This is a genomic window from Flavobacterium sp. 90 (assembly GCF_004339525.1).
GTDB lineage: Bacteria > Bacteroidota > Bacteroidia > Flavobacteriales > Flavobacteriaceae > Flavobacterium.
The window spans coordinates 176,481-190,528 of sequence record NZ_SMGE01000001.1; the positions used below are offsets into that span (position 1 = coordinate 176,481).

Annotated in this window: 10 protein-coding genes; 6 read left to right on the plus strand and 4 right to left on the minus strand. The window is 32.7% G+C overall.

What is annotated here, in order from left to right:
• Positions 1 to 243 precede the first annotated feature (243 nt).
• Positions 244 to 2,433, minus strand: coding sequence for a glutamine synthetase III (locus C8C83_RS00710; protein WP_132011619.1), 2,190 nt, complete (start codon positions 2,431 to 2,433; stop codon positions 244 to 246).
• A gap of 427 nt (positions 2,434 to 2,860) precedes the next feature.
• Here C8C83_RS00710 and C8C83_RS00715 point away from each other — a divergent pair, with 427 nt between their 5' ends.
• The 3 genes from C8C83_RS00715 (at position 2,861) to C8C83_RS00725 (ending at position 7,511) form a co-directional block, all read left to right on the plus strand.
• Positions 2,861 to 3,877 (plus strand): glutamine synthetase beta-grasp domain-containing protein, encoded by a 1,017-nt coding sequence (locus C8C83_RS00715; protein ID WP_121325980.1) that lies wholly within the window; start codon positions 2,861 to 2,863, stop codon positions 3,875 to 3,877.
• A 627-nt stretch (positions 3,878 to 4,504) separates the two neighbouring features.
• Positions 4,505 to 5,473 carry a TerC family protein gene (locus tag C8C83_RS00720; RefSeq protein ID WP_121325981.1) on the plus strand — a complete coding sequence of 323 codons (969 nt, stop codon included), beginning with the start codon at positions 4,505 to 4,507 and terminating at the stop codon, positions 5,471 to 5,473.
• 190 nt (positions 5,474 to 5,663) lie between these two features.
• A complete protein-coding gene (locus C8C83_RS00725) occupies positions 5,664 to 7,511 on the plus strand; it encodes a T9SS type A sorting domain-containing protein (RefSeq protein ID WP_121325982.1) in 1,848 nt (615 codons plus the stop codon).
• A 62-nt stretch (positions 7,512 to 7,573) separates the two neighbouring features.
• Here the strand turns inward: C8C83_RS00725 and C8C83_RS00730 are convergent, their stop codons facing one another.
• From C8C83_RS00730 to C8C83_RS00740, 3 genes are all read right to left on the minus strand, one after another.
• Positions 7,574 to 8,092 carry a hypothetical protein gene (locus C8C83_RS00730; RefSeq protein ID WP_121325983.1) on the minus strand — a complete coding sequence of 173 codons (519 nt, stop codon included), beginning with the start codon at positions 8,090 to 8,092 and terminating at the stop codon, positions 7,574 to 7,576.
• Positions 8,093 to 8,195: 103 nt separating this feature from the next.
• Positions 8,196 to 9,065, minus strand: coding sequence for an alpha/beta hydrolase family protein (locus C8C83_RS00735; protein ID WP_121325984.1), 870 nt, complete (start codon positions 9,063 to 9,065; stop codon positions 8,196 to 8,198).
• A 397-nt stretch (positions 9,066 to 9,462) separates the two neighbouring features.
• On the minus strand, positions 9,463 to 10,335 hold the full coding sequence (locus tag C8C83_RS00740; protein WP_121325986.1) for an AraC family transcriptional regulator: 873 nt from the start codon (positions 10,333 to 10,335) through the stop codon (positions 9,463 to 9,465).
• Positions 10,336 to 10,784: 449 nt separating this feature from the next.
• On the opposite strand from C8C83_RS00740, the gene C8C83_RS00745 reads away from it, so the two are divergent.
• The 3 genes from C8C83_RS00745 to C8C83_RS00755 all read left to right on the plus strand — a co-directional run bounded on the left by C8C83_RS00745 (position 10,785) and on the right by C8C83_RS00755 (position 14,020).
• Complete coding sequence (locus C8C83_RS00745) at positions 10,785 to 11,204, plus strand: DUF3244 domain-containing protein (protein WP_121325987.1); 420 nt, start codon at positions 10,785 to 10,787, stop codon at positions 11,202 to 11,204.
• 1,084 nt (positions 11,205 to 12,288) lie between these two features.
• Positions 12,289 to 12,696: a secretion protein gene (locus C8C83_RS00750; protein WP_121325988.1), complete on the plus strand. Its 408-nt coding sequence runs from the start codon at positions 12,289 to 12,291 to the stop codon at positions 12,694 to 12,696.
• 937 nt (positions 12,697 to 13,633) lie between these two features.
• Positions 13,634 to 14,020 carry a secretion protein gene (locus C8C83_RS00755; protein ID WP_121325989.1) on the plus strand — a complete coding sequence of 129 codons (387 nt, stop codon included), beginning with the start codon at positions 13,634 to 13,636 and terminating at the stop codon, positions 14,018 to 14,020.
• Positions 14,021 to 14,048 lie beyond the last annotated feature (28 nt).

The following is a 14,048-nucleotide window of genomic DNA, read 5'->3' on the forward strand; positions in this document are numbered from 1 at the left end:
CAAAATAAAGTACAAACAGCTATTTTACAAGAGCTTAACTACTTTTCGATGAAAGGTAAAACTATCTCGATGAACTACTGCAATCCGAAAAAACATTCATACGAAATAGGCTACATATTACAATTTATTTACAATTACCCTAAAACATTTGTTAAATTAAAACTTCTTTAAGCTTTATTTTAACATAATCACAAAAAAAGCCCATCTTTTTAAGACGGGCTTTATAGCAATGTTTTGTAATTGTTATTTTGTAAACAACAATTCTCTGTATTTAGTTAAAGTCCAACTTTCGTCGTCTACTAATAATTCTAATTTGTCGCAATGGTTTCTAATATCTTCAAAATATGGTTTTACTTTATTGCAATATGTTTCTGCCATTTTTTGAGCGTCGGTTAATTGATTTGCTTTTTTTCTTTCATTTGTCATTGCCAATACTTTAGAATTTATTCCCTCAATATGTCCCGAAATTTCTTTGATTAAAACGATTTGCTCTTTTGCAATGGTTTCAAATTCTTTTCCGAAGATTTCTTTTAATCCTTTTACATTTTCGATTAAAGTATTTTGGTAACGAATAGCTGTTGGAATCACATGATTTCTTGCAATATCTCCTAAAACTCTTCCTTCAATCTGAATCTTTTTAGTGTATTCTTCCAATTCTATTTCATAACGTGCTTCAGCTTCAACATGATTTAAAATTCCTAATTCCGAAAATAAATCTAACGATTGTTTCGATACTTTGGCTTTTATAGCTTCCGGAGTGGTTTTAAAGTTGCTTAAACCTCTTTTCGCAGCTTCTTTTTCCCAAGCTTCGCTATATCCGTCACCTTCAAAAAGTATTTTTTTAGATTGTTTGATGTATTCTCTCAGAACATTAAAAATTGCATCGTCTTTTTTCATGTCTTTCGACTCGATCAATGAATCAACTTCTGTTTTGAAATCTCTTAATTGTTTAGCCACAATTGCATTCAAGGTTGTCATTGCATTCGAGCAGTTTGCATTTGAACCAACGGCTCTAAACTCAAATTTATTTCCTGTAAAGGCAAATGGCGATGTTCTGTTTCTGTCTGTATTGTCAAGAAGTACGTCTGGAATTTTACCAACTACATTTAGTTTTAAATCTGTTTTTTCTTCCGGAGATAATTTTCCTGTTGTAACGCTTTCCAATTCAGATAAAACTTTTGTCAATTGTGCTCCTATAAATACAGAGATAATTGCCGGCGGCGCTTCGTTTGCTCCTAACCTGTGATCGTTACTTGCTGTTGCAATCGAAGCTCTTAATAAAGTTTCGTAATCGTTAACCGCTTTTATAGTATTAATAAAGAAGGTAAGAAATTGCAAATTGCTCATTGGCGTTTTACTCGGACTCAATAAATTAACTCCTGTATCTGTTGCCAATGACCAGTTATTGTGTTTTCCTGATCCGTTTACTCCTTTGAATGGTTTTTCGTGAAATAAAACTTTAAAATCATGACGCTCAGCAACTCTTTGCATAACATCCATTAATAAGGAGTTGTGATCTACGGCAAGATTTGTTTCTTCAAAAATTGGCGCTAACTCAAACTGATTTGGCGCAACCTCATTATGACGTGTTTTTACCGGAATTCCCAATAACATACATTCTTGTTCTAAATCTCTCATATACGTTAAAGCACGCGTTGGAATAGATCCAAAATAATGATCGTCTAATTGTTGTCCTTTTGCAGAAGTGTGCCCTAATAAAGTTCTTCCCGTCATCATTAAATCCGGACGCGAATTTGCTAATGCTTTATCGATCAAAAAGTATTCTTGTTCCCAACCTAAAGTCGCAGTAACTTTTTTTACATTTTTATCGAAATATTTACAAACTTCTGTCGCAGCTTCATCCATAACTGACAAAGCTCTTAATAACGGAATTTTATTATCTAAAGCTTCTCCTGTATATGCAATAAAAACAGTTGGAATACATAAAGTTGTTCCATATATAAAGGCTGGAGAAGTTGGATCCCAAGCCGTGTAACCTCTTGCTTCGAATGTATTTCTGATTCCGCCATTCGGGAAACTTGATGCGTCCGGTTCTTGTTGTACTAATTGTGCTCCGCCAAATTTTTCTACAGGATCGCTTCCATCATAAGAAGTTTCAAAAAAAGCATCATGTTTCTCTGCAGTTGTTCCTGTAAGAGGCTGAAACCAGTGTGTATAATGTGTAACACCTTTTGATAAAGCCCATTCTTTCATTCCCATGGCGATATAATCTGCCAGTTTTCTGTCTATTTTAGTTCCGTGCTGAATTGCATCTCTAACTCCTTTTAAAGCATCAGAAGTCAGGAATTGCTTCATTGCTTTTTCATTAAACACATTTGAACCAAAAATGTTAGATTTTCTATCTATTTCTTCAAAATGTACCGGCTTTCTTGTAGAAGCTTCTTGTAAAGCTTGGAAACGTAATGTTGACATGTATATAAGTTTAAAAATTCGTAATAGTTTTCATTAAAAAAAGAGGAACAAATATAAACAATAAAAAGACCTGTTTAAAAGATAAATTTCAGAAAAATAGGCGACGATTTTTCAATAGAAGAAGCTTTTTACAAAGAATAATGAATCGTAACTGTAGAAATATAACAAAAGACCTCAGTATTATTCATTAAATAAACATTTTTTCATAATTTCTTAACCGAGAAATTCAAAAATCTACCGTAATTATTACGAATTTATTTTTTAAAGGTGTTAAAAATTGCTTTTTATAAAATATACCCCTAACAAAATTGCGCTTCTCTAAAAAATTATACTCCACTAAACAAAATAGCCCCCTAATTTTCGGGACTAAAAAAATAAATCTATATTTGACCCAACGAAAAAAACAAAAAAATTAATTTATATTATTATGGCTAAAATTAAGTTAGAGTACATTTGGTTAGATGGATATGAACCAACTCAAAATCTTAGAAGTAAAACTAAAGTTGAAGAACACGAAAATTTCAAAGGAACATTAGAAGAACTTGGAAACTGGTCATTTGATGGTTCGTCAACAAAACAAGCCGAAGGTGGATCTTCAGACTGTCTATTGGTTCCTGTTGCAATTTACCCTGATCCAACTCGTATCAATGGATATATTGTAATGTCAGAAGTTATGTATGCTGACGGAACTCCACACCCTTCTAACGGTAGAGCTACAATTGATGATGATAATGATGATTTTTGGTTTGGTTTCGAACAAGAGTATTTCATCATGGATACTAAAACTTTATTGCCATTAGGTTTCCCTGTTGGAGGATATCCTGCTCCACAAGGTATGTACTACTGCTCTGTAGGTGGAAAAAACACTCATGGAAGAAAATTAGTAGAAGAGCATGCTGACTTATGTATCGCTGCAGGACTTAACTTTGAAGGTATTAACCAAGAGGTTGCTTGCGGACAATGGGAATTCCAATTATTTGCTAAAGGTGCTAAAAAAGCCGGAGACGAAATTTGGGTTGCTCGTTACTTATTAGATCGTTTGACTGAAAAATATGGTTACTATATCGAATATCACCCAAAACCACTAGGAGATACTGACTGGAATGGTTCTGGAATGCACGCTAACTTCTCTAACGAAGTATTAAGAACATGTGGTTCTAAAGAAACTTACGAAAAAATCTGTGAAGCTTTCCGTCCTGTTGTTCAAGAACACATTGCGGTTTACGGAGCTTATAACGAACAACGTTTAACTGGTAAACACGAAACTGCTTCTATCCACGATTTCTCTTATGGAGTATCTGATAGAGGAGCGTCAATCAGAATCCCTTTATATACTGTTCAAAAAGGATGGAAAGGATATCTTGAAGACAGAAGACCAGCTTCAAACGGTGATCCATACAAAATCGCTGCAAGAATTATCAAAACTGTTAAATCAGCGCTATAATTCTAAGCCTAAATTATATTTTAAAAAGTGCCATTTTATCGATGGCACTTTTTTTTTGCCGTAATTTTGTTATTTCGATATCTATATTTTTTTTTCAGGAGCTAATCCCGCTATCCGTTACAATCTTTTGTTCCGAACCCCGGAACAAAAGGATTTCCACTTCTATCGGGGCTAGGGCAATCGTTTTCATAACAATATTTTCGTTTAGTTTGGTATTTCTCTTCCGTCAAATTGTACCATCGATACCTTTGTCAAAGTTTAAAACTTTGACAAAGGTTTGCGTAATCTAAATATACCTCAATCTTGTCATTTCGACAGAGGAGAAATCTTCGCAAGTAACTCGACAAAGATTGGCGATTTTGATTGCGGAGTTTCTAGTGTGATTTCTCCCTTCGGTCGAAATGACAAAAAATATGCAGAATAACTTTGATCACAAACCTTTGTCAAAGTTTAGAACTTTGACAAAGGTCACATCAACATCAAACCTAACAGGTTTTTAAAACCTGTTAGGTTTACATTTCGACCTCGCCCAATGTGACAAACCATAAATTTTAAGGTTATTTATACTAATAAATTTTTAAGTTAAACTTCAAAAACTATCTTTGTAGATCATTTAAAAAAAGTATCATGATAGTCTGGATTTTGTTTTTATTAGCAGTAGTTTTTATCCTTGCTTTGGACTTAGGTGTTTTTAATAAAACTCCTCATATTATTAGTACCAAAGAAGCAAGTAAATGGACCTTGATTTGGGTCACATTATCCTTTCTGTTTTCTGGCGTAATCTACTGGCTTTATACTACAGATTATATCGAAAATCCAGATAATCTAAAACCAGCCCTAGCTTCTATGAAGTTTATCACCGGTTATTTGATTGAACTATCTTTAAGCGTTGATAATATCTTTGTAATTGCAATTATTTTTGCTTCTTTCAAAATACCACAAAAATACCAACACCGCGTTTTATTCTGGGGAATCCTGGGAGCTGTAATCTTCCGTGGATTAATGATTTTCTTTGGAGTAATGTTGATTAATAAATTTACATGGACCACTTATTTATTTGGTGCATTCTTAATTTTCACGGCTTTAAAAATGTTATTTTCTGGTGAAGATGATGATTTTCAGCCAAAAGATTCTTTTGTATACAAAACACTTGGAAAAATCATTCCGATTACATCAGAAATGGATGGAGAGAAATTTTTCATCAGTACAAAAACGGCAAAAAAAGCAGCGACTCCTTTATTTGTAGCTTTGATTGTTATCGAAGTTATGGATGTTCTTTTTGCAGTAGACAGTGTTCCGGCAATTCTAGCTATTACATCAGATCCGTTTTTGGTATTTAGTTCTAATATTTTTGCCATTTTAGGTTTACGTTCTATGTATTTCTTCCTGGCGAATATGCTGGCAAAATTCAGTTTCTTAGAATATAGTTTAGTCGCTATTTTGGCTTTCGTAGGATTGAAAATGATTCTTCATGATTTTATTCACGTTCCGGAATGGGCTTCTTTAGGATTTATTGCACTTTCCCTTTTAGTAGGAATTTTGGTTTCTCTAAAATTTGGAGAAGAAAAAACACTTACAGATTCAGATAATGAATAATTTTTCTAAAATTTATACATATAAAAAGGAGATCATCATGATCTCCTTTTTTTTTGCGCTCTTAATAAATTCAAAATTAACAAGATAGTTAAAATATAAGATAATTTCTATATTTTAACTATTTAAAATAAGATTATACGTTATTTATAAGTATGTTTATCCCATTATAAATATTTTAAAAGCCTTTATCATGAGACAAAATTACATCTATCTCTTTTTCCTCTTCTTATTCACTACACTTTCATTTGCACAAAAAGTTACAATTACACCAACAGCTGTAAATGGATCCAATGTCAACGCCGGACCAATTAACCTGGCTTCTGTACCTTACTCTACTATTTCGTTAAGTGTTAAAGTAGAAATTCCTGCTGGCGCCGCAATTGGAGACCAAGGCACTATAACGATTTATTATCTCAACTCTGTCGCATTAGGAGCAAATATTGCTACTGGAGGAAACGGAGGAGCATTATATTTTGGTGGCGGGAAAGTCGCCACTCGAAGCTTTACTATAAACTTAAGCTGGGGAGATTTTCAAACTTCCGGCGGTTTCATTTATGCTGAATACAAAAACAGCAACAGCGCATCTGCAGCAGCATTTAAAAGCTCTTATCTTTCTGTAATAAAAAACCCAACAATGACCTCAGGAACTACTGTGAATCCTCCTGCAGATGCTCCAAACCCAACAAAGATTCCAAATACTTTATGTTGTAACCAAACCGTTAGATTAGGAGAAAAACCAGCACCTATAACTGGCACAACCTATCTAAATCCTTATCAAAATATGGCTTATGGCATCAAATCGTCATGGACAGCGAATGGACTTGGTAGTGTTAGATTTATTAGTAATGATCGCAGCACTTTAAATATTGACCATATGACAGAACTAGGTAAATTTACAGTTACAAGAGGTATTGCATATAACTACGATAGTCAATATCCAAATAAAAGTAACGCGGTAACTATTACTGTGGTTCCGTCGCCGATGATATCAAATGAAATTTCAATTAATGCTTCTGTTGACGGAGATGGATTTGCAGAAATTATGAACACGAATCCCAAAGATATAATAGGACAAATATCTTCTATAAATTTAAGTAAATTACAAGATCCCTATTATACTCCAAAAAGAGGTGATATTTCAGCAAATATCGAAAAATACGAATGGGAATATAGCAAAAAAAGTGGCCCTTCAGAAGGAGCGAATGACTGGATTTCAATACCAAACGAAAATCAAATTTCATTAAGTATAAATACACTTCCAGATGTAAGCACTTTAAAGGATAACTTTTATTTAGTAAGACGAATTGCGATCTACCAAAATATAAGAAGTGCGAGCAATGCTTTAAAGATTGTCATTAGAACCATCAGAAACAATAATACTATTTGTTGCGATCAAGCATTAAAAATATTATCAGAAAATGAAACTGAAAAACCTACTTTAATTATAGGCTCAGATGCTATTTCTAGTAAAAATCAATCATTATTGTATCAGTGGCAAAATCAAGTAACTAATGATCGTCAAAATCCTATTGGAAATTGGACAAACATTAAAGGAGCAACATCAAAGGATTACCAGCCTGAAGCTTTACAATCAATTACTGTTACTAACGGAAGAATTAGCACAACGCAAATTCCAACATACAACTATAGACGAATAGCACAAACTAGTTACTATAATGGTGGAGAAATATCTTACAGCAACGAAGTAAGACTAACCCCTTCATACGGAGACACTTCCACTTCACCTTCCTTAATTAAAATTTATCCAAATCCTGCGACATCAATTTTAAATATTGAAAACACAAATACAAACCCAAGAACATATGGAATCAGTAACTTCGATAATATTCACATTACTATTGTAAATATTTTAGGAGTTCCAGTACCTTCTAATTTCTCAATAATAAATCCTAATTTGATAACTGTAAATGTTTCAGATCTAACCCCTGGAACTTATTTTATAAATATCGAAAGCAATACTGTAAACAACAGAAGTGGTGGATACAATGAAAAATTTACATTTATTAAAAGCAATTAAATATTAATCATAAAAAAAAGGAGATCTTACGATCTCCTTTTTTTTAGTTTAATGCAAATTGATTACAATTTCACACTTTTAACATTACTATCATCAATATTATATTTTTTGATAACTGCATTATAATCTGAGTAATCTGCTTTATTAACAGATTTACCAGTTCCAAGTTTTTCACCAGGAACAATAACAATTCTAAATACTTGATTTTGAGTCCAATCAGAAGACAATGTATTTAATGGAAAATCCGCCGCAAGCCAAATACTCACATCATTTACCGTAAAATCGTAATTAAAATCTAATGCCCCGCCATCACTCATATAATATGTTTGAGGCATTAATCTCCAAACTTTATTTCCATTATTAATTTCATACAGATGATAAACTAAAACAACATCATATGGGTAGATCTGTGCACTAAAAGGAATTACTACAGAGTATCCAGTAGGGTTAAAATCTACTTCTCGCTCAATAACTGGAGCCAATACTTGATCTCCCGGAGGCCCTTGTGGCCCTTCTGGTCCTTCACAACTAGAAAACGCAATTAGTCCAACGACTGCAAAAAGTGTAAGTATCTTTTTCATGATATTTGTGGTATTTATTAATTTTTAGAAATTTTATATATAAAGATATTCCAAAAATCAAACCAAAAAAAATATTTTACGCAGTTAACGTTGAATTTTTCCGTTATTTTTTTACAACTAACTGATTTTTAAGCAATATTTTATTAAAAAATAACACATGATATGGTAATGAATTCTCCCAGTAATCCCAGGTATGAGCTCCGGGACGTTCTGTATAATCGTGTTCTACTTTGTTATAAACCAATCTTCGGTGTAATTCTCTGTTGGGTTCTATTAAAAAGTCATCAACTCCACAATCTATAATTAGTGGTAATTTGTTAGCTTTAATTTTATCGAGCATATTCATAACCGCATATTGTGCATACATTTCTGAGCTATCGCTTTTATCTCCAAAAACCGGCTGCATTAATTTCACCACCTGAGCCGAGGAATCTCTATTAAGCATTACGCTCATATCAACCGCGCCGCTCATACTTCCGGCAGCACAAAACAAATCAGGATGTTTGGCCGATAAATACAAAGCGCCATGACCTCCCATCGAAAGTCCTGTAATAACTCTTCCACTTCTATTGCTTATGGTTCGATATGTTTTATCTACTTTCTGAATTACTTCCTGCGTAATAAAAGTCTCAAACTGACTTCCTTTATTTACAGGACTATCCAAATAAAAACTAAACGTTTCGCCTTCAGGCATTACAATAATAATATTGTATTGATCTGATAGATTTTGAACTAGTTTTTTATTGGGTGTATTTTTTAACCAGTCGCTAAAATGCCCGTAAGCACCATGCAATAAATACATAACCGGATATGTTGTTTTGCTTTTAGCATACGAATTTGGCAACACAACAGCAGCTTTGTAGGTTTTGCTCATTGCTGTACTGGCAACTTGTAAAGTATCTACTTTTGCTGCATAACTCAAGGAAGAAACGCACAAAAGAACCGTAAATACAAGGATCTTAAAGTTTTTCATATTTATAATTTTCGATTAAGGGTTGTAAATATAGCCTTTTTCCAAATTAATTATATGAAAAATCCGACCAGTTTTTTGCTGCTCGGATTATGAATTTGTGATATTTTTTTGCCCGCGGGTTTTACTGATGGAACGGGTTTTCGCGGGTTTGTTTTTCGCCACGAATTGCACGAATCTACACTAATGTGTAACGGATATTTTTTTGCCCACGGGTTTTACGGATGGAACAGATTTTCACTGGTTTGTTTTTTTACCACGACCCGACCGAAAGGAATCGATAAAGCAATTACACAAATTATCACAAATTGAATTAGTGAAAATTGGTGAAATTCGTGGCAAAAAAAGAAAAAAAATCAGCGACAACCAGTTAAATCCGTAAAACTCGTGGGCAATCACTTTAACTAATTATAATCTTGTGTTCCAAACGGTATTGCGAAGCGCTTTTACCTGTATATTGTTTGAACGATTTACTAAAGTGACTGAAATTATTAAAACCACTTTCGTAACAAACCTCATTTATACTCATTGGTTTCTCAGCCAAAAGTTTTGAGGCATGAACCAATCGGTATTCATTTACAAATTCGGTAAAAGTTTTATTTGAAATCTTTTTGAAATAACGACAAAAAGAAGGCGTTGTCATACTCACCAAACGCGAAACTTCATCTATAGCAATTGATTCCTGAAAATGATCTTTCACATAATTAAAAACTACATTGATTCTATCACTATCCTGTGTTTGCAATTCTAATGAAAAACCATCGGCATTTAGAACCGTATAATCATTAGATGAATCTAATTCGTCCAGAATACTCAAAAGCGTCAGTAATCGTTCAAACGGAAGTTGGTTTTCCATCATTTCGATTTTCTCGCCAATACGTTTTTTGGTTTCACCGCCAAAAGCAATTCCGCCTTTAGACTGACTAAAGAGGTTTTGAACCTTTCTCATTTCTGGGGCGATAAAAAAATCATTTCCCAAAAACTCCGGTTTAATATGAATAACGGTTTCGTTTGTGTTTCCCGTTTTTTCGTTCGTAAAGCCACAATGTGGCAAATTAGCACCTATCAAGATCAAATCCCCATTGGTATAATAAGAAACATGGCTTCCTATTTGTCTCTTCCCTGCTCCACCGTTTATAAAAACCAATTCAATCTCCGGATGGTAATGCCATAAATGGGCTTTACTATTGGTCTTTTCGGCGTGTTTAGTGTAGGTAAAAGAACTTCCGTAGGAGTTTGATATCACTTCAAGAGCTGGGGCGATTGTCTTCATGATAATATCTTTAAAAAATAATAGCAAATTTAACAAAAACACCAACAATAACTTAAAATTTAACCTATATCGGTTTCGTAACTGAGAATATTGCACGAAAATAGATTACAAAATAAAATCACAAAACACGATTATTAAGTTATTTTTTCAAGACCCGTATTTTTATCCTTGATTTTTTCAATATATCTCATTTTAAAAGCCGTTTTATAAAAATCTAGTAATTTTTGTAAGAATATTGGATAATTCAAAAAATGTTAATAAATTTGAAAAGGTTAAATAATAACAACTGAATTAACTAAAACATAAAAAATAATTCAAATTTTAACCTATAACGCTTTCGTAAATGAGAATATAGCATCGAAATAGGAAAATACAGTTGTGAAAAAATAATAACATCCGAGGTAATTTAGCATCAGAAAATTAGAAGTAAAATTTAAACAACGATAGTTATGAAAAAGATCTTAAAATTTAGTTTAGTATTTGCAGTGCTTTTTACAGGAATTAGTTCTTATGCAATTGATGGTAATGATAACGGAGGTAATGATTTTAATCTTCACGTATTAAAGAATAACGGAAAAGTAATCACGTTTGCGATGAATCAGATTAAAAAAGCAAACTTGACAATTTACGATAAAGATGGTACTGTGCTTTATTCTGAATCAGCTTCAGGAAAAGACGGAATCTTAAGAACCTTCAGCTTAGAAGAATTTCCAGCAGGAACTTATTTCTTAGAAGTTGAAGACAATGCAAAAAAAGTAAGACACGAAATTACAATTACTGATGAAACTTCGGTTTTATCATCAAAAGCAATTTCATCAGTTTATAAAGCAGGTTCCTCTGCAGACAAAACAAGCGTAGCAGTACGCTAGAAAAGTTTATACTCGCATACAGTATAAAAATGAGGTTAGATAGTTAGTAAAGTTTAAAAACTGTATAGTTTTAGAAACAGCTCTTTGTGGTTATTGAGCTGTTTTTTTTTGCTCTTTACTTTTTTAAACTTTTTTGTTGGAAAGATTTTTTTTACTGCAAGCGCCTTTTTACCGCAAAGCGCGCAAAGATTTTTCTCCTGTATCGTGTTCAGCAAACACAAAGTTCGTAAAGCTTTATCAATATCTGCTTTGTGGTTATTATGATCATTATTTTACCGCAAAGTTCGCAAAGGTTTTTATCCTGTATCGCGTTTAGCAAACGCAAAGTTCGCAAAGCTTTATCAATATCTGCTTTGTGGTTATTGTGATCATTATTTTACCGCAAAGGCGCAAAGGTTTTTATCCTGTATCGCGTTTAGCAAACGCAAAGTTCGCAAAGCTTTATCAATATATGCTTTGTGGTTATTGTGATCATTATTTTACCGCAAAGGTTTTTATCCTGTATCACGTTTAGCAAACACAAAGTTCGCAAAGCTTTATCAGTATCTGCTTTGTGGTTATTGTAATCATTATTTTACCGCAAAGACGCAAAGGTTTTTATCCTGTATCACGTTTAGCAAACGCAAAGCTCGCAAAGCTTTATCAACACAAAGCTTTGCGAACTTTGCGTTTGTATAAGACAACACATATAAAAAAACCCTTGCGCGCTTTGCGGTTAAGACACACAAGTCTAAACAAATATTTCATCAACACAAAGCTTTGCGAACTTTGCGTTTAATATGTGTAATTCATAATAAAAAAACCTTTGCGCCTTTGCGGTAAAAAAAACGCATTTCAGTTAAATATCGCAATCCAATTTTGTAAGAAATACAGATAATTTTACTTTCTCTTAATTCAAACAAAACATTGAAAAATAATAACCGAATTAACAAATACGATAAATATAATTCAAATTTTAACCTATAACGGTTTCGTAAATGAGAATATAGCATCGAAATTGGCAAATAGAGTTGTGAGAATATATTGATTCCATAAGTAATTTAGCATCAGAGAATTAGAACTATTAATTTAAAAACTAAATACCATGAAAAAGATTTTAAAATTAAGTTTAGTATGTGCTGTACTTTTCACAGGAATGAGTACTTATGCAATCGACGGGAATGAAGATTTTAATCTTCACGTAATAAAAACGAATGGCAAAGTGATTACGTTTGCTCTTAATCAGTTAAAAAAAGCCAGTTTAGCAATTTACGACAAAGATGGTATTCTAATTTATTCTGAATCAGCTTCAGGAAAAGATGGAATTTTGAGAAGTTTTAACTTAGAAGAATTTCCACAAGGAACTTATTTTTTAGAAGTTGAAGATAATGTAAAAAAAGTGAGACACGAAATTACAATAACTGACGATGCTACAGTTTTATCAAAAAAAGCAGTTTCATCAGTTTACAAAGCAGGTTTCTCTGCAAACAATTCAGGCGTAGCAGTACGCTAAAAAAGTTTTATACTCTCATAAAGTATAAAAATGAGGTTAGATAGTTAGTAAAGTTTAAAAACTGAATAGTTTTAGAAACAGCTCTTTGTGGTTATTGGGCTGTTTTTTTTGCTTTATACTTAAATGAGTTTAACTGTGTAAGTTTTTTTACCGCAATTTTTTTTTACCGCGAAACGTCTTTTTTACCGCAAAGCGCGCAAAGGTTCTTGTTTTGGTTCGCGCTTAGCAAACGTAAAGTTCGCAAAGCTTTGTCAATACAAAGCTTTGCGAACTTTGCGATTAATATGCATAATCCTTCATAAAAAAAACCTTCGCGCACTTTGCGGTTAAGACACACAAGCCAGACCAAAACTTTCATCAATACAAAGCTTTGCTCCCGATAGCTATCGGGATTGCGTTTAATATGTATAATCCTTAATAAAAAAACCTTTGAGAACTTTGCGGTAAAATTATGTACAATCCAGAAAAAAACTTTATCAATACAAAGCTTTGCTCCCGATAGCTATCGGGATTGCGTTTAATATGCATAATCCTTAATAAAAAAACTTTGCGAGCTTTGCGGTAAAATTATGTGCAATCCAGAAAAAACCTTTTGGTTAAATAATCTAAAAATTTAAAATAATTGTGCTCAAAAAACACCTCTTCTGACGTTCTTGAGCCGTTTTTTTATACCCCTTTTTTAATGACTTTGTTTAAACTTCATTTTTTTGGAAAATTATTCTTAATAATTTCAAAAGACTGATTTTTACGCCATTAAAAAAACACTTCACAAAACATCCACAAGCCCAGTAATTACGTACATAGTTCGGATAAAACACAGAAACATCTTTAATTCAGCAATTTACACACATAAAAAAGTGATTTTTTTGCATAAAATTAAATTTCAATTTGTAGTTTTGGGCGTTCCACAAAATAGTAATAAACAATTAAAAAAGACATGACAAAATTTACCAAAATGGGCTTAGTTGTTGCCTTATTTTTAACAACGATTTTTACTTATGCAATTGATGGAAAAGGTGATTATATTTTGAATATAAGAACCGGAAACGGAAAAGTGGTTAGTTTTGCTATCAACACCGTTGAAAAATCAATTTTCTCTATTTTTGATGAAAATAATAATTTAGTTTACACAGGAGATTCTGCTGCAGACAAATTAGAGATTTCAAAAACTATAAGTTTAGAAGGTTTTCCTGCTGGAACTTATGTATTAGAAGTAAAAGAAAACAGCAAAGTTGTTAAGCACGAAATTAAAGTTGCAACTAAAAAAGTAAAAGCAGCTAAGCTTGACGAAACGGTAAACCAAAGCCCAGCTTTTCGCCGTTAATTTGTCTTTTTTGCATTAAAGAAAAAGC